Consider the following 23,031-nt stretch of genomic DNA (forward strand, 5'->3'; position numbering starts at 1 on the left):
TGAGGAGGACATGAAAATTGTCTTACATTTGCGGCCGCGGGAAAATTTGCCGCCGCCGCGGAGCTCCGTCCGTCCATTCTTTTTGGAAGTCAGCAAGGCGTCGCCGGCGGTTGTACGGCTGCGGCGCAAACACACGGTCAACCGGCGCGGTGGGCGACGGTCGCCTCTCCATCCTCGGCGCTGTCGCCAACGGCGGGCGATCCCGAAGAATCTGCAAGCGCAAGAGGGAGTTCCGCATCAGCCTGAACCGCCTGGACCGGTCGCGTCGAGGGCCTGACCCGAGCCGATGCGTCCTTGGCTAGGCATCCAAAAAGGCGCGGGCTTGGCTCACGAAGAGCCCGTGGTGTTGGAAGAGGGCGCCGTGGCCGGAATCAGGATACAGGCTAAGATAAGCGTTGCTCATAGCGCCGAACATCCCAAGGGCGTTGGCCGCGGGCAGCATGGTGTCGTGGCTGCCGCTTGCCACGAGGGCAGGCTGGGCGATCGCGCGCAGCATGGCGTGCTCGGGGTCGGGCGTTGCGCACCAGGTGATCAGAGCCTTGGCCTGGGGGTCGGTCACGTCACTGCCGTTGTTGACATCCCGATCTTCCTTACGGGCGTTCACCCGATTGAGAAACGCTCTGCCGGCGGCCTGGCTAGCCGCCGATTGGGTGAAGAACAGCGGCAACCGCGGATCCGGCGCTTCGGTATGGGAGAAAGCCTCCTTGAGGACGGCTAGCAAGTGCTCTTCTCCGCCCCGCGGCGCCGTGCCGACGAGGATCAGCTTGCGGACCAGCGGGCCGTGTTCGGCCGCGATCTGCTGGGCGACGCAGCCGCCGAGGGAATATCCCAGCAGATCGACATTGGAGAAGCCGAGAAGGTCGAGAAAGGCGACGGCGTCGCGAGCCATGGCCGCGACATTGTCCGGCGTTTTACCCGTGGAACGGCCGACGCCAGCGTTGTCGAACGCAATCACGGGACGATCCACGGCGAGGGCGTTCACGACGGCGGGATCCCAGGCGTCGATGTTCCCCGAGAAATGCTGCAGCAGAACCAGCGGCGTTCCGGTCGATGGGCCGAGCCGGCGATAGGCGAAGCGGACCCCGTCGCCGTCGACGTAACGGGTGGGCGCGGCTTCCAGCGTTTCGCGCCGGGATGTCCCTGCGTCGAGGTCGGTCATGTCATCCTCCAGGTGCTCAGAGAATTGGAAGTGTCGAATACATCCGGCCCGTTCTGGCCGTGTCCAAGCTGGTCCCGCGTCGATCTCAGGCGACCGCGCCTGTTGCGAGCTCCGCCAAGGCGCGGAGCTTGGCGTCGAGTTTGAGAGCTGCGGCGGAGACGTCTTCGTTGTGGAGCCGGCTCATCAGAGATGACGGCAGATCATAGGCCAGACGAACCTCGCCAGTCGTCGTTTGGAAGATCACGACTCTTATCGGAACGTTGAGGCCGACGCCGGGATCATGTGTGATCATGGTCTGAGCCACCAGCGGATTGCCAATGACATACGAACGGATTTTGGCTTCAGCGCCTATCTTCGCCATCCAGGCGCCGTGATCGTTCGTCAGGAAGCGCATGAAGCCGCTTCGGCCCTCGTAACCCCCGATGCGGGTCTCGAAGTCGCCCCGACTCGCGGCCGCAGCGACTTCCCGCGGGAGCGCGCCGTCCTCGACCGTCCCGAGCTCAGCCTCGAAGGCGGCGACGACGCTCTCGAAGGAACGCTGGCTGACATGCTCATAGTGCTGAACGGTGAAGCTATCGATCATTGCCGCCTCGCAGCGCATTCGCCGTGCCCGCCCGACATCTCATCGACCTTCAGGACAGGCTCAACTTGACATAGCCGCATATGCAGGTATATTAGCTCCTATAATGAGCTTGTCAAGATTGCCATGACTCTCGCCCCTCCTGAGTTCTGCACCTGCTTGGCGCTACGCCAGGCGGCCCGTCACGTGAGCCAGTTCTACGATCAGCATCTGGCTCCCTCAGGACTGCGGATAACGCAGTTCTCGATTCTCGCTAAGTTGAAGGCGAGGGGACCGTTGACCATCAATAGCCTTGCCGAGGCGTTAGTGATGGACCCGACGACCCTCGGCCGAAACATTCTTCCCCTGCAGCGAGACGGACTCATCGCCGTTGTTCGAGGGGTGGGCGACCGCCGGAGCAAAGAACTGCGCCTGACCGACATCGGGCTGGAGCGACTCAATGAGGCCTGGAAATATTGGGCTGCGGCCCAGGCAGGGTTCGACGCCGCCTTTGGCAGCCGTCAGGATTCGGAATTGCGAACGCTGATGCGAACCGTTGCGTCGACCGAGCTTGTGGCTGAGTGACGATCGAAAGCATCCGCGCATCTACCTTGCCGACTCCGCCAGGCGAAGCGCGTTAATGTCATTGTTGAAACTCGCCCAATCCACAATGGATGGATCGGCGGAAAGCGCGATCGGATCAGTCGCTGCCAGGCCGACGGCAGTGAGGTGGTCAGCTGGCGCGGACACGCCCGAGCCACTCTGTGTGGGCGCTTTTGCGCCGGCGAAAGTCAGATAGCTCCCGCCGACATCGAGCTGCGCCGGCGTCTGCGTCCTGTTGCCGCCCGGTTGGCTGTAGCCGTCGAGTTGCGGAGCGCCGAAGTTGGTCGTTCCAGTTGGATTGACCCGAATGGTCCCTGCAAGGCGGAGGCACCCTTGCTGCTGACTCACGCCAGAGGAGCTGCGCATCCAAAGTAGCTTGGATAGCCAAAGGTCAACGTAGTTTGCGCATATCGGAGACTTGGGTCACCATATATGCCGCCATAGGGATCGCTGAGTCGCAGATTCTCTTGAAAGGCATTTGCACCAACAGCGCCCGAGGTTAAAGCTTTTAGAAGTTAAAACCACTTTGCATCGAAGCTGTATTACGTGTTGAATTGCATGATCGGCGAGAGCAAATATTCGATCACGCGGCGATCTCCGGTTTTGATCTCGGCCGAGACGCGCATGCCGAGTTGGATCGCCTCCTTCAAGTCATCGGCGAGAATCCAGGCCTACGACAGGCTGATCTTCGCGAGATAGGAGAGGTCCTGCGCCTGCGCGCCGCGGCCGTTAGCCGTCGCGGCTTGCAGCGGCGCGAGCGCGGCGGCGAGCCCCGCCCGGCTCCGTGGGCCTCGCCGCCGCGCCTCTTGCCACGCGAAGCAGCCGGCAAAGCCTTGCATAGGTGGGCAGATCGGTCGGAGAGTTGAGGACGGACATGTCATCGGTTCGGTCGAGGCGAGAGTCTACGATTGGGCCGAGTCCGGTCTCCTTCGCCGGCTCATAGGCGCGAACAAGCCAGGTTGTTCGGTCGAGAAGGCAGGTCCCGTTTCGCCAACCGACAGGAGATTGCGCCGACGCCTCCGAGACTATATCCTGACCTTGACAATGGCCTCGCGAGACGTCGTTGATTGCTGCGCCGAGCGCGTCCTGCGCCCCGACGTCCAGGTGTTCGATCCTCGCTCGGGGGAAGGCTGTGGCGCAAACAGTCGGCGATCTGACGGCGGCATTTCTCGAATGGTTGGGGACGCGCGCGGCGTCGACGACGGTGCGGCTGGTCGCGCCCTCGGCCGGGCCTCTTCCCGAAGGCGCGGGCGTCCTTCTCCACCGCGTCAGCCCTCGTGGCGCCGAACGAAGATGCGGCGAAGCGCAGGCCATCGAGGTTTCGCTTCTGATCGTCGTGAACCATGCCGACGCCCTCGAGGCGGCGACCATCGCCGGCGAACTGGCCTTTGGCTTGTCCGACGAAATCTGGATCGACGCGGAGGGCGTCGCGCGTCATTTCATCATTGCGCAAGGCGATGATGCGGACACGGCGCGTCGCGCTCTCGGCCTCCCGGCGTGCCTCGCCACGCTCATTCGCCTCCCGCTGGTCCGCGAACGCCCGCGGCGCGCGGTCAAGCCGGTGCTCGAACCTCTCAGGGTCGAAATGGTCGAGTTCGGCGCAATGGAAGGCGCGATCATGGGCGAAGTTTCTGGCGTCGATCCACGGCCGGTCATGGACGCGCGCGTCGAAGCCGAGGCCTATGGCCGAGAGGCGCGAACTGATCGGAACGGCCGCTTCCGGTTGACGGGAGTGCCGGCGCAGGGGACAGTCGCGTTGACGGTCACGGCCAAAGGGCGATCGCGCTCTTTTTCCGTCAAAGAAAGATCCGGCGTCCTCTTGCGCCTGCCGATAAACGGGGCCGACGAAGAGCCAGTTGAGGGGAGGTCGAAATGAGCCTGAGCTACTCGTATCCCGGCATCTACATCGATGAGAAGGATACCGGCGCGCGCCCGATCCAGGGCGTGACGACGACGACCGCCGCCTTCATCGGCCTCGCGCCCAAGGCCGACGCCAACCGGCTGAAGGTCAAGCCGGTCAACAGTTTCGGCGAATTCTGCGACGTCTTCGGCGCAACATCCGAGACTCCCAATATCCTCGCCAACGCAGTCTACGGGTTTTTCGCGAATGGCGGGTCCCGCTGCTATGTGGTGAATCTCGGCGACGACGGTCCGATCGATCCGGCGCTCGAGCTCATCGAGCCGCTCGACGAGGTCGCGATGGTGGCGGCGCCGGGGCGATCGGATATTGCGTCGACGTCTACGTTGCTGGCCTATTGCGAAAGAGTCGGGGATCGTTTCGCGATCCTCGACGCGCCGGGGCCCGATAAGGTCGATCTCGATGCGCTGGTGCGGGTCGGGCAGGAGAAAGGTTCCGCGACGGCGGTAGGGGACGCGCCGGCGGGGGAAGCTCCGGGCCTCCGGCCGCCGATCTCCCAGCGCGGCTTCGGCGCTCAATATTTTCCCTGGCTGCTCGGCCGCGACGCTCTGAACCCGAGCCGCAGGGACCCGATCCGGATGCCGCCCTCCGGCCATGTCGCCGGCATCTATGCCCGGACCGACACGCAGCGGGGGGTCTTCAAGGCGCCGGCGAACGAGATCGTCCGAGGTGCGACGGGGCTCGCCCAAAGCCTGACGAATTCGGAGCAAGGCAAGCTCAATCAAGCCGGAATCAATTGCATCCGCTATTTCTCGACGCAGGGCATCCTCGTCTGGGGCGCGCGCACGCTCGCGCCGCAAGGCTCCAACTGGACCTATGTGAATGTGCGCCGTCTCGTCCTTTTCATCGAGCAATCGATCTATCGCTCGACCGGATGGGTTGTGTTCGAGCCGAACGACAGGCCCCTGTGGAAGTCGCTTCGGCGCGACGTCTCGGCCTTTCTCACGCTTTTATGGCGGAGAGGCGCGCTCATGGGCGCGACGGCGGAGCAGGCCTTCTTCGTGAAATGCGACGAGGAGACCAACCGGCCCGAAAATGTCGATCGCGGGATCGTCACGACGGTCATCGGCATAGCTCCGGTGAAGCCCGCCGAATTCGTGGTATTCGAAATCGGCCAGATGGCGGGGCCTGGAGCCGGGCAATGAAACGTCGGACCGGAGATTGAGCGATGGCAGACGAGCAAGCGAAAGGCGCCGCGGCGACGGCGGCTGTGGATCCCTACCGCAATTTCAATTTTCGGCTGGACATCGGCGGGGTCGCCGAGGCCGCCTTTTTCTCGGTGCAGGGCATCGCGATGCGGGTGCATCCGATCCGATTTCGCGAGGCCGGCAATGCGCAGATCGTGCGGTCTCTGCCCGGACCCGTCGAATATGCCGAAGTGACGCTCCGCCATGGCGTCACGCGCTCCACCGGCATGTGGCAATGGATCAGTTCGATCGCCAAGGGCCGGATCGAGCGGCGCAATGTCTCGATCCTGTTGCTTGAAACCGATGGCTCCACGGAAGCGATCCGCTGGAACCTCATTAACGCCTGGCCCTGCGAATGGCATGGGCCTTCTCTCGACGGGCTCGGACGGGAGATCGCCATCGCGGAACTCAAGCTTGCCTACGACGAGTTGCAGCGCGAGTAGCGGCATGTCTGCCTGGCTGATCTTCGTTCGCGCCCCGATCGCCGCCGTCGTGCGGTGGATGCGGCGTCTGCTCGGCCGCGGCGACGCGGCGAGCGCTGCCCGCGCCTCCGGGGAAATTCCGAACGCCGTCATCGAACGGCTCCGCGAGCGCTATCCCGACGCCCCCCTCCCTTGGCTCGAGATCGTCGCCCGAAATGCGCCGCGCGAAAAGGAGGAAAAGGCGGGCTTCGAAACCGACAAAGGACAGCGCGGAGATTTTTCCGCGGCGTCCGCAGCAAAGGCGCCTTTTAAACATGCGCGGGTGGTCGCCGACAGATCCGCATCAAAACAAGATTTCGGCGTGACGGACCATGCGAACCTTGGGCCGACGCATCGCGGGACGTCGCCTCGCTTCGTCCTTAAATCAATTGAACGCCTCGAACCGCGTCGACCGTTCGAGAGGTTGAGGGCGTCGGCAAGCAGCGCCGCCGAGCGGGCAGGAGAGCCGTCGGACGCGGCCCACGGCTGGGACTCCACGCGGCGCGCTCACTCTGCCGCTTCTAGGCCGATGCCGGTTGATCAACCGCGCCGCGGCGTCGACGACCGCCCCTCCGCATTGTTTGACGCCGGCGCGGCTGTCGGCCCTCCGCATGGGACCATCGGAGGATCTCGCTTCGCGCAGGAGAGCGCCCCGCGCGCGAGTTCCGGAGCGATTGGGGTGCGTGAACTCCATTGGTCGCCGGGGTTGGGGCGCGCGGCTGAGGCGGCGGCGCCGTCCCCATTGAGGAGCGCCCGGCCTCGAGCCCCGGTCTCGGATATGCCTCCTCTATCGCCCGTGGATGCGGCGCGAGGGGACAAGCCGCCGGAGCCGAAACGAGGGATCTTGGAACGCGCGCGCGGCTATGAGTCCGCCGCCAGCTTGTGGTCGGATCGGCCGAGCGGCGATCTTTGGCCGGCGCTTGCCGAGGAACCCGCCGAGACGGCCGCTGCTCCCCACTCGGATCATGACCGCGGGCGGCGGCTGGCGCGCATCCAAGAGGCCTTGTGATGCAGCGGGTTTTGTTCCTCATTGAGCAGACCGGCGAGCGGATCTCGGCGCTGCTCAACCCGGAGCGGCTCGAATTTACACGACGAAGCGGGTTTCGCGCCGCGTCGCACGCGACCGGCGCGATCACCGGCGTCGGCCTTTCCGATGATCTCGTCATTGCGACCGGCGGCGGGGCGACGGAACTGACGCTCGACCTTTTGTTCGACGTCGATCTGACCGAAGCCTCCATCGGAGAGGGCGTAGGCGCGTCTGCCGCGCTCGACGGGTTTGCGGTTGATTCCAACGGGCAGGGGCTTGGTCTTCAGGCGACCGAGGACATCGGGCGTCCGGTCGATGTGCGCGAGCTGACCCGCCCGTTTTGGAACCTTTCGGAGAACTCTTTCGCGCAGGGCCGGCGCGGCGCGCCCCCTCAGGTGCGGTTCATCTGGGGGCGCTCCTGGAACGTGCCGGGCGTCATCGTCGCGATCGCGGAGCGTTTCGAACGATTCGACGAGGAAGGTCGGCCGCGCCGATCACTCCTGCGAATGCGGCTTCGACGCGTCGCCGAGCTCGACGTGGACACCGGCAAGGGCGTCGGAACTGGCTTGCCGAGCCCGAGCACTAGCGTCACTCCTTTTTTTGAGCCGCCGACGGCTCCAAGCCCAGAACTTCTCGAGGCGGCGGATCGCATCGAGATTTCGACCGATGAAAATGGGCTTCCCAATCTCCGGCTCGATCAGCTCGCCGCCGAGGTCTATGGGGATCCATCGTTATGGCGCTATGTCGCCGCCTTCAATGGAATTGAGGATCCTCTGCATCTCACCGGCGGAATGGCGATCGCCGTCCCACAGATCGGCGGAAAGGCCTCGACTTGACCGCGGTTTCGCTGACCAGGCTCCGTCCGGAGGTGTCGCTTGCGGGCGCGCCGCTCGAGCCGACGCTGCATCGCCTTGTCGCCTCGATCGTCATTCGGCAGATCTTCGGCGCGCCGGCCCTGGCGGAAATCGCGATTGAAGCTCCCTTTGAAGGACTGGAAAATCGATTGGCCGCCGGAGTGGAACTCATGGTGTCGGTAGGCCCGGGACCTGCGATGTTCGCGGGCCGGATCACTGGCCTCGAGCATGAGTTCGGCGCCGACGGACGGCGAGTCCTGCGGGTGCGGGCCCATGACGCCCTTCACGGCTTGCGCGTGAGGCGGCGTTTTCGCGTGGTCGAGGAAGCCTCGGCGGCGAGTCTCTGGTCAGAAGCGGCGGTGGAGCTCGGCCTCGATTTCGACGCGGTGGAGACCGGACCGACTCGAAGGATCGTCCAGGCTGGGACGAGCGACCTCGCCTGCCTTGTCGCCGCGGGCCTCGAGGAGGGCCTGCATCCGACGATCAGGGAGGGAGTCTTGCGCCTTGTCTCTCTCGCCGGCTTCGGCGAGCCGATCGATCTCGGCTGGGGCGAGGCCTTGCTCGCGGCGCGCATCGACGAGGCGGGCGAGCGGGCGGCGCGTTCGAGCCGGGCGGAAGGATGGGACCCTTTTTCGGCGAAGGCATATTCCGCATCCGCCGCGCTTTCGCGGCAGGACCAAGAGGTCGAGCTTCGCAGCTTCGGGCTCGGGGCGCTCAACGCCGACGAGGGCGCGCTTTTTGGCGTCAATCGCGTCGCGAGGTCCGAGGCGCAGATTGCGGCGGACGCCCAGCAGGCGTTCGATTGCAATGCCGCCGCGGAGACTGTGGTCACGGGAACCGCCTGGGGCGACCCCGCGCTCGGGCCAGGAGTCCGCGTCACGCTGAGCGGGCTCGCGCCGAAAGAGGCCTTGACCGTCGTCCTTGCCCGAACGACTCATAGTTTCGACGTCGCGACCGGTTATACGACCGAGTTCTCGACCGAACCGCCGCCGCGGAGAGCGCGTGCGGAGACGCCGATCGTCACTCTCGGCCAGGTCGTCGATATCCGGGACCCGGATGGCGGCGCCCGCTGCAAAGTGAAGCTTCCGGCCTTCGGCGACGCGACGGTCGGTTATCTTAGCGTTTTGATCGCCGGCGCGGGTCCAGGAAAGGGCGCAGCCGCGCTTCCCGACGTTGGGGACGAGGTCGTCGCGCTCTTTCCGACCGGGGATCTCGCCGAAGGCCTGATCCTTGGCGGCCTTTATGGCGGGGCTCGCCTTCCGCGTGGCGTGACCACGCAGGATCCCCGCGCGGTCGTCCTGGCCTCAGGCGGAGACCAGCGGCTCGTGCTGGGCGGACGCCAGAAGACATTATCGCTTTCGACCAGTCGCGGCGATACGCTCGCCCTCGGCGGGGCGCAGGGGCAGCTTCTGGTCGCCGGCGACCTGACTATCTCGGCGGTCGGCGGAACGATCACGATCAAGGCGAACAAAATCAAATTCGAACGGGGCAACGCATGACCTATGTCGCGATCGAGACGGCGCAGTGCCATTGTACGCATGGCGGCACGATGCGGATGGAGCATTCGCAGGACTGGGTCACGATCGACCGGACGCCCATCCTCGTGAAGGGCGATCTCGATCATCGCCCCGTCGTTGGTTGCAGCGCCGGAGCGGAGCCGGTCGGCGTGGTGCGTTGCCGAACCATCGCCACGGTTGACGACAAGCCCAGCCATTCCGAGTTTCTGACGATCGACGGCAAGGGCGTCGTGCTTTCGAGCGCCAATGGCGCGACCGATTATAGCAGCGTCAATCTATCTCCATGGTCCATGGCGTCGCCGGGCCAGGACTGGGTCGAGATCGTGGAGGGATGAGGCGATGGCCGCGTCGGGATGGGCGTTCATGGGGCTGTCGCGTTTCGTCGCTCCGGATCTGGGGGGTGTTCCCGACCGCGGTCCAGCGCTCGCGCCGACAGGATCGATCGCGCTTGTCTCGGGCGACGACAATGTGCGCCAGTCGATCCTCATTCTTCTTTCCACGCGCCCGGGCGAACGGGTGATGAGGCCGAACTTTGGTTGCGCCATCCACCGTCTGGTCTTCAGCCCCAATGACCCGACGACGGCGGGGCTCGCCATTCATTATGTCCGCCAGGCCTTGCTGCGCTTCGAGCCCAGGATCGACATCTTGCGGCTCGACGCGGGTCCGACGTCCGGCTCCGCTGATCGAGCCGACGATGCGGGCGTCACGCTGTTCATCACCCTGGACTATTTGGTTCGCGCGACCAGGCGGGCGGAACGGCTCGGGTTCGAGCTCGATTTGAGCGGCGAACGGCCATGACGATCAAGCTTCCAAATCTCGACGACCGCAGCTTCGCCGACCTCTTGGGCGAGGCTATCGCTCTCATCGACGAGCGCTGTCCGCAGTGGAATGATCGGACGCCTTCCGATCCGGGCATGACGTTGGTCGAGGTCTTCGCCTATCTCACCGAGATCCTGATCTACCGCGTGAACCGGATGCCCGAGAAGGCGCATTTCGCTCTTCTCGACCTGCTCGGCGTCGCTCCGCTGGCTCCTGCGCCGGCCGAAGCGACTGTGACCTTCAGCCGCGCTCAAGTCGACCGTGACGCAGCGCCTTTGACGATTCCGGCTGGAACCCTCGTGACCGACCGAGCGGGGACGCTGACGTTTTGCACGCTGGAGGATGCGATTTTGCCCGGTTGGGCGATCCCGGAGCGGCCAGCGCCAAGCGTCGATGCGAAGGCGCTCAATGCGGAAAAGGTCGTGGGAGAACTGATTGGGCGAGGCGGCGGCGAGCCAGGCCAGTCCTTCCTCGTTCAACGCGGCCCCATCCTGCGGCGGCCATCCGAACCGAATTCTCTTATTGTGGGCGTCGAAGTGCGCGACGGCGATCCGCCCGCGGGCGCCGAGCTTCGCAGTTTCGCCGGGAAGACATTCGCCACATGGCGCGAGGTGAACGCCCTCGCCGGCTATGGCCCTTCGGATCCCGTATATGTGGTCGATCGGGCGAAAGGCATGATCGTCTTTGGCTCGAGCGACGCGGCGAGCGACGGCGCCCGCAGCGCCGGCGCGGCGCCGGGCGCTGGACTCGAGATTCGCGCCTGGTATCTTCGCGGCGGTGGCCGGCAAGGAAATGTCGCGCCGGGGACGCTGACCGTGCTCAAGACGCCGATCCGCGGGGTCGAAGCGACCAATCGCGCGCGTGCGTCAGGCGGCGAGGATATGGAGCCAATCGAGCGCGCGCTCGCGCGGGGGCGGGAGGCCGTGCGTGTGCTGCGCGCCGCTGTGACCGCCCGCGACTTCGAGAATGTCGCCTGCGAAACTCCTGGGATCGCGCGGGCGCGGGCATATGCGCAGCGCGACGTCTGGCGGGCCTTTGGTCGTCCGGGCGTCGTCGACGTTCTGGTCGTGCCGCGCATTGATCCGGCCGTCGCGGCGCAGGGCGTCGACTCCGCCACGCTCTCCGCGCATCAGACGAGCGAGCTTCTGGCCAATGTGCGCGACCTCGTCCGCCGCCGCCGCCCGGTCGGCGTGGACGCGCGCGTGGATTGGGTTCGCTGCCGGCCGGTCGATATTTCGGCGCGGGTCGTGCTGTCCGCCATCGAGGACCGCGACCTCGTCTCGGCGCGTCTCGCGGGCCGGTTGTATAAACTTCTCGCTCCGGATGGAGATTGGCCATTCGGGCGGCCCTTGCGGGCGTCCGATGTCTACGAGGCCTTTCTTGCGGAGCCAGGGGTTCGCTACGCCGAAAATCTCACCTTCCACATCGCCGACGCGCCGTCCTCCGACATCAAGGACATTCATCGCGACCAATGCCAGGAGACGACATTCTATGCCGCCGGCCGGGCCCTTTACCGTAGCCTCGATGGCGGCGACAGCTGGGCGCCTATCCTGGAGCGGGAGGGCGAGGTCTTCCTCGGCGTGCGGACCGCCGCCATTCTGCCAGGCTTCGTCGCCGCCTTTTCGCGCCGGCTCAACGGCGAGCAGACCAATTATGTCGTCTATGTCTCGGAAGACGGCGGCGAGAGCTGGATCGACCGGAGGGGACCGAGCGACGCCGCCCCGGAGGACCGGATTCTGCGCCGGGTCTTCGGATTCGAAATCAGGGACGTCGCCTGGACCGAAGGCTTGGGCGGCGCGCCTGTGCTCGCCATCGCCGGCAGAGCCGCGTTGCAGCAGATCCGCTTCAGCGAGCGCGTCATGACCGAGATCGTGGCGGTCCGCGGCGCCACCGAGGAGGCCCAAAGGGACGACCAGCGCGGCTTCGAGGCGGTTGCTTCGATCCGGCATGTTTCAGGCCTGCGCTTCGTCGCGGTCGCGGCGCGCGAGCGACTCGGAGTCTTTGTCGCCAGCGGCGTCGGTCCGTTCAGCCTGCTGCCTGGAACGACCGGCAAGAACATCCGGGTTCTCGCTTTCCAGCAGCAGGGGAATGAAACTTTCCTTTGGGCTGGGCTGTCGGCCGACAAAGGCGAGCCGGGCAAGGGCGCGATGCGCATTGGGATGCGCGTCGACGGCAGCTATGATCCGACTGGGTGGGAAACTTTTGACGCCAATTGGTCGAGCGGCTCCTGCGAGGCTCTCGACTTTTGGGGCGATTTCGTCGCCGCTGGCTCAAACCGGGGCGGAATTTTGCTGTGGCGGATCGGCAAGTCGCAAAAATGGAGCGATCCGCCGGCGCTCTCCTGCGGCCTGCCGCTCGTGGATGAACGCCGGAGCCTGGCGCCGGCGTTCGGGGTTGGCGTCGGCCCCGGAGCTGACGCTGATAGGCCTACAATCCTCTTCGGCGGGGATGGGGGCGCCTTCAGAAGCGAGGATCTCGGCCGCACCTACAAGCCCAATGGCCGCACCGACTTCGAGGATCGGGCGCCGCTTCCGCTCAACTGGCTCTTCTGCAGCGGCAAGATTGAGCTCGACGTCGCCGTCGAATCCGCTGGGGAGACTGGAGGATGAGAGCGGCTGAAATCGCGCGGCTTCTGCCCGAGATTTATCAGGATGCGCTCGACGCCAGTCCCGCGCTCTGCACGATCCTGGATATTATGGAGCGCCTGCACGCGCCGGACGAGAGGGTCGTCGCCAACATTGACGCGTATTTCGACCCTCGCCGAGCGCCTGACGCCTTCGTCGAAATGATGGCGCGTTGGCTCGCCCTCGGACCATATCTGGAGCGAGATCCTCTCGGCCAGCGGCGCGCGGCCGTCGGCCCTGCAGCCTTGCGCGATCTCGTGGCTGTCGCGGCGGAACTCGCGCGTTATCGCGGCACGGCCGACGCGATGATCGCTTTTCTCGAGCGCGCCACTGGCGTGACCGGCTTCACCATCGAGGAAAACCCGCCGGATTCGGCCGGTCGTCCCCAGCCGTTCCATATCCGGGTGGGCGTCCCGCCGGCAGCGGCCGCGAAAAGGGATCTTGTCAGCCGCATCGTCGCGGGCGAAAGGCCTGCCTGGGTCACATTTGAACTGTGCCCGTAGATCGAATTCCGATCGACGGACGAAATGCTTGAGCCGAGTGAGCAATGCAGAGTTTTCAGATCACTGATCCATCGTCAACCGCCGCTTTGGCCGACGTCGGAGAGGCGGGGCGTCGCGTGGGGGGCGGCTCGATCACTTTTGTCGTCGAGAATCTGACCAACGCGAACCGGACCGCATCGCTCTCTATCCTGCCGGAGGTCGAGGCCGATCTTCCTTTGTTCAAATTGGTCGAGGCGGCTCCGACGACGCCCTCCATGCGGAGCGTCGACCTGGCGCCGCGCCAGGTTCTGAATGTCATCGTCGCGATCAAGGCTCCCCTCGGTCCCGAGCCGCGGCGGGTTATCTTTCGGCTGCGCGCTGCGCTGGAAAGCGATCCAGACAATGACGCTGTTGACAGCCGGCCTGTCGCCATTGAAATCAACAGGGCTTCTGCGGCCGAACCGCCGCCGCCAAAAAAGCCGTTTCCGTGGCTAGCGCTCGCCGCCGGAGCGCTGTTGTTGATAGCAGTTGGCGGTCTCGCGGCCTATGTCCTGAAATCTCGACCAAAGCCGCCGCAGACGATGAGCTTCGATGAGTTCATCGCCTTTGCGCAAGCCCAGCATGACGCCTTCATCTCGATTCGCGGCAAATTGGACTTCAATGCTTGCAACGGCTCGCAATCCGTCGCCCGGGATCCGACGCGCGCCGATCTTTACGTCATAACTTATGGCGTCAAGATTGATCCTCCCTGCTTGCCGTTCACGCCAGAAGAGATGAACATGTTCGACAAGCGGAAAGTCGTACAAAAGCGGATGGAAAAAATCGTGGCTGCGGCCGATCATGTCAAAATCGACGGAATCGAGCCTACGGAGTAATGAGCGCGATGCGGCCGGTTGCTGCTCAGCGCGACAGAGGGGATGAAAATGGCCAGCTTCCAAATCAGCGATCCGTCGACGAAGCTTATCCTTACAGATGCGATGGAATCCGGCCGGCCGGTCTCGAAGGGAACGGTCACCTTCGTCGTCGAAAATTTGACGGGAATGAACCGCACGGCGAGCCTCCAGGTCCAGCCGCAGGACCCTATGGAGATCGCCCTCTATCAGATCGCCGGGAGCGCGCCGACGAATCCTTCGATCCGCAGCGTGGATTTTGGTCCTCGCGAGGTTCAGAACGTCGAAGTGACGATCACGGCGACGCGCGGCTCCGCGGCGAAATCCGCTTCGTTCCGTCTCAGGGCCGCGCTCGAGGACGATCCCGACAATGACGCCATCGACAGCCGCCCGATCGCTTTCGACATCCCGGCCGCGCCGCCGTCGCCGCCGCCCGCAAAGGCGCCGTTCCCGTGGTGGGCGGTGGGCGTCGCAGTCGCGCTCGTCGCCGTGATCGGCGGCGGCGCATGGTACGCCTTGCGCGGGCATTCCACGCCGACGCCTCCGCCTCATCCCAATCCACCGCAAATAGCGGGGACATGGATCAATCTCGATCCAAATACGCGGAGCATCCCGCAACTTACTGTCGCGAATAACCAATTGCATGTTTGGGGTGCCTGCCATCCTACGAACTGCGATTGGGGGGTGACCAATCTGAATTCAGGACCAACGGCTGGCGTTTATACGGCCAGCTACAATCAAGGCTTTTCAATTAAAAATGTAACCCTGAGCCTTAATGCAGCCGGTCAACTCACCGTTACGACGGCGACGCATTTTACGGACAATAGCGGTAGACCGGATTACAGTTCCAGCGATCGATTTAGAGCTCAGTAGAGCGCTACTTCTCCGGCTCTCTCGATCGCAATGTCTGCTAGGGGCGCAGAATGCTGGAGCATTCGAGCGGTTGGCGTTTAGAATTAAGTTCGCTAGGCGCCAAGTAAGTCCCATTGTCGCCTTTAGGCTATGAGTTACACCTATGCGTCCGCTTGTGATTATTCTCATCGTCCTGGGCGCGCTGTCGATCCTCATGCTGATCGGCGGGGAGTTTGCTGCCCCGTCCACCGATCTCCGCTCGTCTTGGCGCGACAGGATCGAGACAGACGGTCCGCCAAGCTGGACCTCGGTTCTGGGCTTTCTGCTGTCGCCCTTCAGTCCCAAGGTCGCGTTCGAGCCGTCGCGCAACCGATGCGCGGCGCCGGACGATAAATTCGCGCCGGCGGCTGGGACGCGCTACCGCGTCGCCCATGCGCGGTTGGCGGGAGGCGAGGGCGCGAAAATTATTTTCAACGGCCGGGAGGCGCGCATGGACCATAAGAATTGGCCGCTCGTCCTTTGCCTCAAAAGCCCGTCCTCGGCTTTGCCCGCGCCGGGCGATTGCGAGAATGCGTCTCCGCAACCGAAAGCTTCGCTCGCCATTGGTCCAAAGGGCGGCTGCGTATCGGTTCAGCCCTTCGGCAATCCGCCTGGCGTCGTGTCCTGGGAGTGATGACGGCGGTAAGCCCGCCGCTTAGGCCGGGACAAGCCCGCGCAAGAAGCGCACAAGCGAGAAGACGCCGCCTATCAGAAGAAGGACCATCCAGATCGTTGCGACGATCCCGAAGATGATCGCGGCGATCGCGTCGACGATCGAGACGAGCGGATTTGGGACGAATCCGTGGAGAAAGCTCAAGCCGAAGGTGAAAGCCAGCGACGTCGCCGTTAGCACGACGAGTCCCTTGTTGCTGAAGATCGTCGGAGCGGCGAGGATGATCATGACCACTCCCGCGATCTTGATCGTCATGATCATGCCTAGGATCGTGCGGCTGGCGTCCGTGTCGAAGATTCCGTAGAGCGCCATGTAGACGATCGTGCCGAATGGGACGGCCAGAAACAACGCAATCATCACGTTCAGCAGAGCGATCGCCGCCGTCACCAAGGCGATCCCGAACACGATCCCGAGGAGCGATGTGATCAGGGCGGCGAGCCATTGCAACCGCCCGCTAATGGCGCCGAGCCCGACGACCTCGAGGCCCAGCATCACATAACTGTAGATCACGAGAATGTCGAAGAAACAGAGGGCGGCAAGCCCGAGCCCCGGCCGCGCGTCGCCTTGCGCGACGCCGAGAGCCAAGGCTGACCCGCCGCTGACCGAGGCGCCAATGATCAGACAAAATATGCCGAGAAGAAGAAGCGGTGTCTTGATCATGTCCCGGAACCTGTGGGGGCCGCAGCCTCGCGGAGCCAATGAGCGGGCGACTAGCCCGCATGCGTTTGCAAATGAGGCAAACGGATCATGTTCGTGATTTGATGTCGACGCAATCCAAAATCACAAATACGAGCGATGTCGCCGCTCTGGCGCCAAAGCAGGCCCGACGGCTCTGGCGGTTCTTATCAGTTCCCGCGGCCTCTATCTGGCTACGCGACGATAATCGAGGCCTGGGCGAGATTTGACGTCGTGACGCAGCGTCGGGCCGGGCCATGAATTCAATGCAAGCTGATTTCGAGCAAGCTTCCTGCCGGCTAAAGCTGCGGCGATGGCTGCCGAACTGGCGAAGTATGCCGACCGGCTCGTCGGCGGCGCCGACAGCTTTGTAGTCATCGACGACATGCGCCTGCCCAGGAAGCGGACGCATTCGGTCGGCGTCACGTCGCAATATGCGTCGATGCTCGGCAAACGGGCCAACAGCCAGACGTTGGTTTCGCTGACGTTGGCGCGCCATGAGGCGCCGGTCGCAGTGGGGCTGCGGCTGTTCCTGCCGGAGAGGTGGACGAGCAATCCGAAGCGCATGGACAAGGCCGGCTTCCTGAAGCGTCTCAGAAGGCGCTCACCAAGCCGGAGATTGCGCTTGAGGGATTGATCACCTGATCGGGCAAGGCGTGCGTGTCGGCCTCGTTCTCGCGCCAACGCCCAACAATCGTTCGATCCCGTTGCTTGGGTCGCTCACGCGGCGGTCTGACGATGGCTCGGTCGGGCGCCCCATCTTTGGCGCGGCCCGACCCAATGCTCAGGGCGCTGGGTTGCCGCTAGTGCCATCCGGAAAGGCGCCGAAATACGGACTGACATATTCCCAAACGATGGCGCCCTTGGGCGTGACTTGAAAGAAACGTCCATTGTAGCCTTCGTCGATCAGCGTATTTCCGTTGGGAAGCCGCCGCGCGCTGCTGATGAAGCTCGATCTGAAGGTCCAGCCCGGCTGTCCCGAGCTTTCTCCGGTATATTCCCAAACGATCTCTTGCTTGATCGGATCGATCTCCAAGACCAAGTGCAAAGGGACAGCCCGATCGCGGAAGGATGTTTTCGGCGGCTAACGCAAAGGCACTACGATTGAAGACGAGGATTTTTTGCCTGTCCTGCGGCTCCGACTCATGGGGGCGGAGAACCGAATGAACCTAATCGGCTTACGAACAAGAAAGACGTTTCGCAACTTCGGACGTTTTCCGCGCCTCGGAGCGGGGTTCGCTTGACATGGCTAATTTCCTTCTATTTTTGTAGGTTATTAGAATGCCCTTCAATACGGGTCCGGGTGGGCTCGCCACTTTTGAGGCATGCTGTATTGTCGACGGTGGGGCCAATGCTATTCCGGTCCATAAGCTATCGAAATGTAAGAGGCGCTGCGTGTTGAAAGCCTTAATTGTTTTGACGTTTGGCCTGTTGTGGCTCGCCGGAGCCGAAGCGCGTGAAAGCAGGCCCGTCACGACCTCTCACGCCATCGTCTCCCTTGTCAGCAACGTCGACAATTTTGAACCGGGCAAACCTTTCCGGATTGGACTGCGGTTCCAGATGGCGAAAGGGTGGCATATCTATTGGCTCAATCCCGGCGACGCCGGCGAACCGCCGCGTCTCGAACTCAGCATGCCCTCCGGGGCCGCCGCCTCAGAAATCGACTGGCCTGCGCCCTTTCGCGTCCCCGAAGGGCCAGTGATGACCTATTCCTATATTGACGCGGTCACTTTGCCCGTCACAGTGACTCCGCCGGCGTCTGCAGCGTCCTTTGCAATCGAAGCCAAGGCGACGTGGCTGATTTGCGAGAAAATCTGCGTTCTCGAGCAGGGCGGCCTCCTGCTCGAGATGCCAAGCGGCGCGCCGAGTCCATCGAGGGAGGCCAGTTACTTCGCCGCCGCGGATCAAAGGATTCCACGCCTTTCCCCTTATTCCGCTCAGTTGTCGCCCAATGCGACGCTAGTCATTTCAGGAGCCGATATCTCTCCGAGTTCTATTAAGGCCGTAAGCTTTTTCCCAAGTAAATGGGGCAGCATCGACGACGCGGCGCCGCAACGCCTCAGCGTTGACCACGGAAGTTTTGCGCTTGCTTTCAAGCCAGCTCAAAGTTTTGATCCCTTCTCCCCGCTGTCTGGCGTATTACGCATCGAAGATGTAGACAGCGCCGAGCGATTTTTCTCCATCGTAGCTACACCAGCGGAAATGGTGGGGACCTCAAACGATCAAAATCTCGCACTTGCTTCAATCGCAAAAAGTGATGCGTCGACCAATTCTCAAGCAAGCGCCGACATCGGCGTTGCGACCATGCTGTTCTTTGCGTTTCTGGGCGGCCTCTTTCTTAATCTCATGCCATGTGTCTTCCCTATTCTTGCGATTAAGGCTCTTTCGATCGTGAAGCTTTCCGGTCATGAGCGCGGACTCGTGCGCCGACAAGCCGCCGCCTATACGGGTGGCGTGCTGCTTTCGTTTGTGGGACTCGGGACGCTTTTGCTTTTGCTCAAAGCGGCAGGCGCCGCCGCCGGCTGGGGTTTCCAATTTCAGTCGCCAATGTTTGTCGCCGCAATGGCCTTTTTGTTTTTGCTCCTCGGCCTCAATCTCTCGGGCGTTTTTGAGCTTGGCGGTCGATTTGTTGGAATAGGCGACAGGCTCGCCGGCCAAGGCGGAGTCGTCGGCAGTTTTTTCGCAGGCTTTCTTGCAGTGCTTGTAGCGACGCCCTGCACCGCGCCTTTCATGGGAACTGCGATCGCGGCATCCCTTGCCATGTCTCCTATCGCAACGATCGGAGTCTTGCTTGCGGTTGGGCTCGGCTTGGCGACGCCCTATCTGCTGCTTGCCCTTGTTCCCAGCCTTGCCTCTCTATTGCCGAGGCCCGGAGCGTGGATGACGATTTTCAAGCAAGCGCTTGCTTTCCCAATGTATGCCAGTGCGGCGTGGCTCGTTTGGGTTCTCAGTCAACAGGCGGGCCCGGATGGCGTCGCAGCGACGATGACGGGCCTTGTGCTTGTTGGTCTGGCCGCGTGGGCGATCGGCTTAACGCAACGCGAGCCTGAGCGCATTTGGTGGTCTGAGCGCGCAATCGTCGGACTCGCCGCGCTCGGCGCCGGCGTCATTCTCTACAGCCTTGGAGAGGCGCCTCTCGCCCCCATTGCGGCCGACAGGGTCGAGCAAGCTTATTCGCCCGCAAGGCTTGCAGCCTTGCGGGCGAATGGACAAGCTGTTTTCGTCAACTTGACCGCCGCCTGGTGCATCACCTGCAAAATCAACGAACGGGTCGCTTTGACGTCCGATGCAGTCAAGGCGGCATTCGCCGCGCGTAATATCGCCTATCTCAAGGGAGATTGGACGCGCGCAGACCTCTCCATTTCCGAATTGCTGCAGGAGCACGGCCGCGACGGCGTGCCCCTCTATCTATTCTATCCGACTCGGGGACGAGGGCCGATTGTTCTGCCTCAGCTTTTGACGGCGGGCGTCGTGCTCGACGAACTCGATCGCGCCGGAAGCTAAAGGAGCCGGAGCGCCGGGACATGTAAAATGCACGATTGGCGTAATAGGAGACGACGATGCCCCGTTTGCTTTCGCATTCTATGATATTGGCTTTGGCTCTTGCCACATCGAGCGCCGGCATTATGCCGAGCGTTGCGGACGCGCTCCACATTGGGCAACCCGCGCCGGATTTCATCGGCACAGACAGCTACGGAAAAACGCTCCACTTGAGTGATTTGAAGGGCAAAGCCGTTGTGTCGAATGGACCAATGATGGCTGCCCCTATGTCAAGAAATGGTATTCGAGCGGCGCCATGCAGAAGTTGCAGCGGGATGCGGCCGCCTCCGGCGTCGTGTGGCTGACGATCGTGAGTTCGGCACAGGGAGAGCAAGGCTTCGTCGACAGAGCGCAAGCCAATGCAGACACTGTAAGCCGGAACGCGGCGCCCGCCCATGTGTTGCTGGATCCTGCGGGCACAATCGGACGCCTCTATAGCGCCGAGACGACGCCGCATATTTTTGTTATCAACCAGGATGGCGCGCTCGCCTATATGGGGGGGGCCGACAGCATCGCCTCAACTCGCGTCGGGGATATCGACAGAGCAGAACCCTATGCTCATGACGCTATAGAAGCTGTCGCAGCTGGCAAGCCCGCTCCTCATCCGATCACGCGTCCATACGGCTGCTCAGTCAAATATTCGAGCTAAGGGATTTCGCGCTGATCTCCCTCTTCGCGTATGCCATGGGGACAATGCCGTCGAATCGATCTAAAAGAGAGAGATAAGGCCGCATGCGAGGCGCTATGACCTGTGCGTGATGGCGAGCGGGCGGAAGCAAACGATGGTCTGCCCACTTAACGTGATCCATCTCTATTATTTGGCCTGGGGCCACTTTTGATGATGGAGAGATGGCAAGGAAGCGGCAAAAGCCCGAAGAGATCGTCGCGAACCCGCCGCAGGCGGTTGTCCCGGCGGCGCTGGGCAAGTTTTATTGCCGAGGTGGTGACGATCGACGTATTTTCGCTGGCGGGTGGCGTACGGCGGGATGAAGAGCGATTAAGCCAACGGCTCAAAGAGTTGGAGTTAGAGAACGCTTGCCTGCGACGGGCGGTGTCAGACCTGACCCTGGACAAGCTGTCCTTTGTCGAGGCCGCGCGATGAAACCTTTAAGCCCCGCCCGTCGCCGCGACTGCGTGGAAAAAGTCAGGGCCGCACTGAAAGTGTTGGAGCGGCAAGCCTGTGCGGCCCTGGGTCAGCCTCGATCCCCTCGGCGGTTTTTCAACAGGATCAAACTAGATAGTATGCAACCTTGGCCGCGCTGACGTCATCCCAATTATCAGGCTTCCCAGCCGCTTTTGCGTCGATAGCCGCGAGGGCATAGGCTCGCCGGATCGCTTTAAGCGTTGCCGAGTAATCCTCGGCTTCTTCCGTAAAAATGAACTCCGGCGGATGCTGTTCTATAATGCCAATTTGCGTGAAGGCGGCGAATAGAGATGGGCGCACACCCGCGAGCAACACCGCCAGCCCCCGGCGGCGCGCGTCGTTCAAAAAAATATCCAGCACCTCAAGAGCCACAGCATCCGGATTGCGCACCCTTTTGAGACGCAAAACAATGTATTTTATGTTCCGAGATCTCGCCTCCTGGCCGATCCGCACGAGATAGCGTTCGAAATCCGGAGCGGCCCCAAAGAAGAGCTCGCCTTCGAAGTCATAAATCAGGACGCCGCGACTCTCGGGATCCGCGGGAACGCGCTCCCGCACGACCCGCTCAGGAGTAACGATAAGTTCAGTTGCCTTTAGTTTCGCTGCGCGAGTCACATACCATGCAATCGAAACCGCCGAGCCGATGAGAATGGCGAATTCAATGTTGATTGCAATAGCAGAGATTGCGGTGGCAAGCAGCAATACGGCGTCATATAACGACCCGCGCAGAATATAGCGGAGGCGTTCGATATCGAACAAGCGCACCGCGGCGACGATAAGCAGCCCAGCAAGCAACGCCTTGGGGACATAGGAGGCCAGGGGAGCAAAAAGCATGACCGTCACGGCGACGACGGCGGCAGTGAAGACGCCAGAAAAACGTGTGACCGCGCCCGCCTGGTAGTTGATGGCGGTTCTCGAAAGTGAACCCGCGCCCGGCATGCAGCGGAAAAATCCACCGACGAGATTGCCGAGGCCCTCCGCTAGAATTTGCCGATTATAGTCAAGCCGCTGGCCGGACTTGACCGCTATGGCTTTGGCGATCGCTAAAGCCTCAAGTAGGCCGAGAATCGCAATTGCGGCGGCGCTGGAGGTGAAATCTAACGCCCATTCGAGTTTTACCTCGGGAATGTGCAACTTTGGTAAGCTGGAGGGAACGGTTTCGATCATCGAGATGGCGGATTTGTCGCCGGCGGCGTTATTGGACCAGCCAAGAAAATAGGCGACCAAAGTCAATGCTACAAAAACAAACAATGTATCTAGCTGAGGCAGTTTGAATCGCCGCACCAAATGCCGCGACAAAATCGCCAGAACGATCGCGCCGCCGCTGATCGCCACGGCCTTGAGGTTGAACGGCGCTTCCTGCGTCAAGGTCAGATAGAGCCGATAGAGCACATGCTGATGACCTGTCCCCTGAGATTTAATCCCGAACGCGTTTGCGACTTGCCCAATGATCGTAAGCGTCGCCGCACCTACAATGAAGCCGGTGACCACGGATTCGGAAATGTAGCGGGTAAGGTCACCGAGCTTCGTCACCGCGATCGCGATCTGGACGATCCCGATCATGATCGCGAGCAGGAACATCGCTTCGAAGGAATCGAGTCTCGCTTCCGGCTCGAAAATGGCTAGGGCGCTGAACACTACGAGAGAGACTGCCCCCGTTGGGCCGTTGACAAGATGCCGAGACGAGCCAAAAACACCAGCGACCGCCGTGAATACAATTGCAGTATAGAGGCCGAAGCGCGGGTCAACGCCAGCGAGTAGTGCGTATGCCATGCTTTGCGGCAGCGAGAGCGCGGCTACGGTCACTCCCGCAAGGAAATCCTTGCGAATTGTCCGGAGCGCGTGGGCGCTGAGCCAGTTCGCGTCCGAGGCGGGTTTCGAGATGTCCGCTTCTGTCACTTACGATCCTTGAATGCCGCTAGTGCTATCACTGCGGAGACTGCTGTTCATCTTGGAATATTGCGCCGAAGTGAGAGCGCGGCGCCCTGTCGATCAAACCAGCGTCGCT

Annotated in this window: 24 protein-coding genes and 1 pseudogene; 18 read left to right on the forward strand and 7 right to left on the reverse strand. The window is 62.6% G+C overall.

Going from position 1 to position 23,031, the window contains the following annotated elements:
• Positions 1–298 precede the first annotated feature (298 nt).
• The gene (locus METAC_RS0117190; protein ID WP_026607988.1) at positions 299–1,159 is read right to left on the reverse strand and encodes an alpha/beta fold hydrolase; all 861 of its coding nucleotides are present in this window, start codon (positions 1,157–1,159) and stop codon (positions 299–301) included.
• An 85-nt stretch (positions 1,160–1,244) separates the two neighbouring features.
• The gene (locus tag METAC_RS0117195; RefSeq protein WP_026607989.1) at positions 1,245–1,742 is read right to left on the reverse strand and encodes a DUF302 domain-containing protein; all 498 of its coding nucleotides are present in this window, start codon (positions 1,740–1,742) and stop codon (positions 1,245–1,247) included.
• Positions 1,743–1,865: 123 nt separating this feature from the next.
• Between METAC_RS0117195 and METAC_RS0117200 the strand changes: the two genes are divergently transcribed.
• A complete protein-coding gene (locus tag METAC_RS0117200; RefSeq protein WP_026607990.1) occupies positions 1,866–2,303 on the forward strand; it encodes a MarR family winged helix-turn-helix transcriptional regulator in 438 nt (145 codons plus the stop codon).
• Positions 2,304–2,324: 21 nt separating this feature from the next.
• Here METAC_RS0117200 and METAC_RS0117205 read toward each other — a convergent pair whose 3' ends face one another.
• On the reverse strand, positions 2,325–2,687 hold the full coding sequence (locus METAC_RS0117205; protein WP_026607991.1) for a hypothetical protein: 363 nt from the start codon (positions 2,685–2,687) through the stop codon (positions 2,325–2,327).
• A 305-nt stretch (positions 2,688–2,992) separates the two neighbouring features.
• The gene (locus METAC_RS26555; protein ID WP_156898260.1) at positions 2,993–3,160 is read right to left on the reverse strand and encodes a hypothetical protein; all 168 of its coding nucleotides are present in this window, start codon (positions 3,158–3,160) and stop codon (positions 2,993–2,995) included.
• A 293-nt stretch (positions 3,161–3,453) separates the two neighbouring features.
• On the opposite strand from METAC_RS26555, the gene METAC_RS24220 reads away from it, so the two are divergent.
• From METAC_RS24220 to METAC_RS0117280, 13 genes are all read left to right on the forward strand, one after another.
• Complete coding sequence (locus METAC_RS24220) at positions 3,454–4,197, forward strand: carboxypeptidase-like regulatory domain-containing protein (RefSeq protein WP_036255693.1); 744 nt, start codon at positions 3,454–3,456, stop codon at positions 4,195–4,197.
• The gene (locus METAC_RS0117225; RefSeq protein ID WP_026607992.1) at positions 4,194–5,384 is read left to right on the forward strand and encodes a phage tail sheath family protein; all 1,191 of its coding nucleotides are present in this window, start codon (positions 4,194–4,196) and stop codon (positions 5,382–5,384) included. The genes METAC_RS24220 and METAC_RS0117225 overlap by 4 nt, the downstream gene beginning before the upstream one ends.
• Before the next feature lie 23 nt (positions 5,385–5,407).
• Positions 5,408–5,869, forward strand: coding sequence for a phage tail protein (locus METAC_RS0117230; RefSeq protein WP_026607993.1), 462 nt, complete (start codon positions 5,408–5,410; stop codon positions 5,867–5,869).
• A 4-nt stretch (positions 5,870–5,873) separates the two neighbouring features.
• On the forward strand, positions 5,874–6,896 hold the full coding sequence (locus METAC_RS0117235; RefSeq protein WP_026607994.1) for a hypothetical protein: 1,023 nt from the start codon (positions 5,874–5,876) through the stop codon (positions 6,894–6,896).
• Positions 6,896–7,750: a CIS tube protein gene (locus METAC_RS0117240; protein ID WP_026607995.1), complete on the forward strand. Its 855-nt coding sequence runs from the start codon at positions 6,896–6,898 to the stop codon at positions 7,748–7,750. Before METAC_RS0117235 ends, METAC_RS0117240 begins: the two co-directional genes overlap by 1 nt.
• On the forward strand, positions 7,747–9,267 hold the full coding sequence (locus tag METAC_RS0117245) for a phage baseplate assembly protein V (RefSeq protein WP_026607996.1): 1,521 nt from the start codon (positions 7,747–7,749) through the stop codon (positions 9,265–9,267). Before METAC_RS0117240 ends, METAC_RS0117245 begins: the two co-directional genes overlap by 4 nt.
• The gene (locus METAC_RS0117250) at positions 9,264–9,620 is read left to right on the forward strand and encodes a hypothetical protein (RefSeq protein ID WP_026607997.1); all 357 of its coding nucleotides are present in this window, start codon (positions 9,264–9,266) and stop codon (positions 9,618–9,620) included. Before METAC_RS0117245 ends, METAC_RS0117250 begins: the two co-directional genes overlap by 4 nt.
• A 4-nt stretch (positions 9,621–9,624) precedes the next feature.
• Positions 9,625–10,083, forward strand: coding sequence for a GPW/gp25 family protein (locus tag METAC_RS0117255; protein WP_198017243.1), 459 nt, complete (start codon positions 9,625–9,627; stop codon positions 10,081–10,083).
• Positions 10,080–12,713, forward strand: a complete 2,634-nt coding sequence (locus METAC_RS0117260; protein ID WP_026607999.1) for a baseplate J/gp47 family protein — start codon at positions 10,080–10,082, stop codon at positions 12,711–12,713. The genes METAC_RS0117255 and METAC_RS0117260 overlap by 4 nt, the downstream gene beginning before the upstream one ends.
• A complete protein-coding gene (locus tag METAC_RS0117265) occupies positions 12,710–13,231 on the forward strand; it encodes a phage tail protein (RefSeq protein WP_026608000.1) in 522 nt (173 codons plus the stop codon). Before METAC_RS0117260 ends, METAC_RS0117265 begins: the two co-directional genes overlap by 4 nt.
• A 44-nt stretch (positions 13,232–13,275) precedes the next feature.
• Complete coding sequence (locus METAC_RS0117270) at positions 13,276–14,085, forward strand: hypothetical protein (RefSeq protein ID WP_026608001.1); 810 nt, start codon at positions 13,276–13,278, stop codon at positions 14,083–14,085.
• A 48-nt stretch (positions 14,086–14,133) separates the two neighbouring features.
• On the forward strand, positions 14,134–14,973 hold the full coding sequence (locus METAC_RS25345) for a hypothetical protein (RefSeq protein ID WP_156898261.1): 840 nt from the start codon (positions 14,134–14,136) through the stop codon (positions 14,971–14,973).
• 142 nt (positions 14,974–15,115) lie between these two features.
• Positions 15,116–15,625 carry a hypothetical protein gene (locus METAC_RS0117280; RefSeq protein WP_026608002.1) on the forward strand — a complete coding sequence of 170 codons (510 nt, stop codon included), beginning with the start codon at positions 15,116–15,118 and terminating at the stop codon, positions 15,623–15,625.
• Positions 15,626–15,646: 21 nt separating this feature from the next.
• On the opposite strand, the gene METAC_RS24230 is transcribed toward METAC_RS0117280, so the two are convergent.
• A complete protein-coding gene (locus METAC_RS24230) occupies positions 15,647–16,324 on the reverse strand; it encodes a hypothetical protein (RefSeq protein ID WP_051335653.1) in 678 nt (225 codons plus the stop codon).
• Positions 16,325–16,652: 328 nt separating this feature from the next.
• Between METAC_RS24230 and METAC_RS0117295 the strand changes: the two genes are divergently transcribed.
• The gene (locus METAC_RS0117295) at positions 16,653–16,976 is read left to right on the forward strand and encodes a transposase (protein ID WP_026608004.1); all 324 of its coding nucleotides are present in this window, start codon (positions 16,653–16,655) and stop codon (positions 16,974–16,976) included.
• 147 nt (positions 16,977–17,123) lie between these two features.
• Here the strand turns inward: METAC_RS0117295 and METAC_RS0117300 are convergent, their stop codons facing one another.
• On the reverse strand, positions 17,124–17,387 hold the full coding sequence (locus tag METAC_RS0117300) for an arylsulfotransferase family protein (protein WP_245257591.1): 264 nt from the start codon (positions 17,385–17,387) through the stop codon (positions 17,124–17,126).
• Between the two features lie 347 nt (positions 17,388–17,734).
• On the opposite strand from METAC_RS0117300, the gene METAC_RS0117305 reads away from it, so the two are divergent.
• From METAC_RS0117305 to METAC_RS27160, 3 genes and pseudogenes are all read left to right on the forward strand, one after another.
• Positions 17,735–19,843 (forward strand): protein-disulfide reductase DsbD family protein, encoded by a 2,109-nt coding sequence (locus METAC_RS0117305; protein ID WP_198017244.1) that lies wholly within the window; start codon positions 17,735–17,737, stop codon positions 19,841–19,843.
• 292 nt (positions 19,844–20,135) lie between these two features.
• Positions 20,136–20,528, forward strand: a complete 393-nt coding sequence (locus METAC_RS24235) for a thioredoxin domain-containing protein (protein WP_245257511.1) — start codon at positions 20,136–20,138, stop codon at positions 20,526–20,528.
• A 200-nt stretch (positions 20,529–20,728) separates the two neighbouring features.
• Positions 20,729–21,094: pseudogene (locus METAC_RS27160) on the forward strand (IS3 family transposase); the annotation flags it as partial.
• Between the two features lie 13 nt (positions 21,095–21,107).
• Here METAC_RS27160 and METAC_RS0117320 read toward each other — a convergent pair.
• Complete coding sequence (locus METAC_RS0117320) at positions 21,108–22,922, reverse strand: SulP family inorganic anion transporter (RefSeq protein ID WP_026608007.1); 1,815 nt, start codon at positions 22,920–22,922, stop codon at positions 21,108–21,110.
• Positions 22,923–23,031: the final 109 nt, after the last annotated feature.

Source organism: Methylocapsa acidiphila B2, assembly GCF_000427445.1.
Lineage (GTDB): Bacteria > Pseudomonadota > Alphaproteobacteria > Rhizobiales > Beijerinckiaceae > Methylocapsa > Methylocapsa acidiphila.

Bases quoted from the DNA above. Each gene is read 5' to 3' on its own strand.
- METAC_RS0117230 (WP_026607993.1), top strand. From the start codon at position 5,408: ATGGCAGACGAGCAAGCGAAAGGCGCCGCGGCGACGGCGGCTGTGGAT.
- METAC_RS0117260 (WP_026607999.1), top strand. From the start codon at position 10,080: ATGACGATCAAGCTTCCAAATCTCGACGACCGCAGCTTCGCCGACCTC.
- METAC_RS0117295 (WP_026608004.1), top strand. From the start codon at position 16,653: ATGGCTGCCGAACTGGCGAAGTATGCCGACCGGCTCGTCGGCGGCGCC.
- METAC_RS25345 (WP_156898261.1), top strand. From the start codon at position 14,134: ATGGCCAGCTTCCAAATCAGCGATCCGTCGACGAAGCTTATCCTTACA.
- METAC_RS24230 (WP_051335653.1), bottom strand. From the start codon at position 16,324: ATGATCAAGACACCGCTTCTTCTTCTCGGCATATTTTGTCTGATCATT.
- METAC_RS0117225 (WP_026607992.1), top strand. From the start codon at position 4,194: ATGAGCCTGAGCTACTCGTATCCCGGCATCTACATCGATGAGAAGGAT.
- METAC_RS0117270 (WP_026608001.1), top strand. From the start codon at position 13,276: ATGCAGAGTTTTCAGATCACTGATCCATCGTCAACCGCCGCTTTGGCC.
- METAC_RS24235 (WP_245257511.1), top strand. From the start codon at position 20,136: ATGCAGAAGTTGCAGCGGGATGCGGCCGCCTCCGGCGTCGTGTGGCTG.
- METAC_RS0117265 (WP_026608000.1), top strand. From the start codon at position 12,710: ATGAGAGCGGCTGAAATCGCGCGGCTTCTGCCCGAGATTTATCAGGAT.
- METAC_RS0117200 (WP_026607990.1), top strand. From the start codon at position 1,866: ATGACTCTCGCCCCTCCTGAGTTCTGCACCTGCTTGGCGCTACGCCAG.
- METAC_RS0117195 (WP_026607989.1), bottom strand. From the start codon at position 1,742: ATGATCGATAGCTTCACCGTTCAGCACTATGAGCATGTCAGCCAGCGT.
- METAC_RS26555 (WP_156898260.1), bottom strand. From the start codon at position 3,160: ATGCAAGGCTTTGCCGGCTGCTTCGCGTGGCAAGAGGCGCGGCGGCGA.
- METAC_RS0117235 (WP_026607994.1), top strand. From the start codon at position 5,874: ATGTCTGCCTGGCTGATCTTCGTTCGCGCCCCGATCGCCGCCGTCGTG.
- METAC_RS0117190 (WP_026607988.1), bottom strand. From the start codon at position 1,159: ATGACCGACCTCGACGCAGGGACATCCCGGCGCGAAACGCTGGAAGCC.
- METAC_RS0117255 (WP_198017243.1), top strand. From the start codon at position 9,625: ATGGCCGCGTCGGGATGGGCGTTCATGGGGCTGTCGCGTTTCGTCGCT.
- METAC_RS0117280 (WP_026608002.1), top strand. From the start codon at position 15,116: ATGCGTCCGCTTGTGATTATTCTCATCGTCCTGGGCGCGCTGTCGATC.
- METAC_RS0117205 (WP_026607991.1), bottom strand. From the start codon at position 2,687: ATGCGCAGCTCCTCTGGCGTGAGTCAGCAGCAAGGGTGCCTCCGCCTT.
- METAC_RS0117250 (WP_026607997.1), top strand. From the start codon at position 9,264: ATGACCTATGTCGCGATCGAGACGGCGCAGTGCCATTGTACGCATGGC.
- METAC_RS0117240 (WP_026607995.1), top strand. From the start codon at position 6,896: ATGCAGCGGGTTTTGTTCCTCATTGAGCAGACCGGCGAGCGGATCTCG.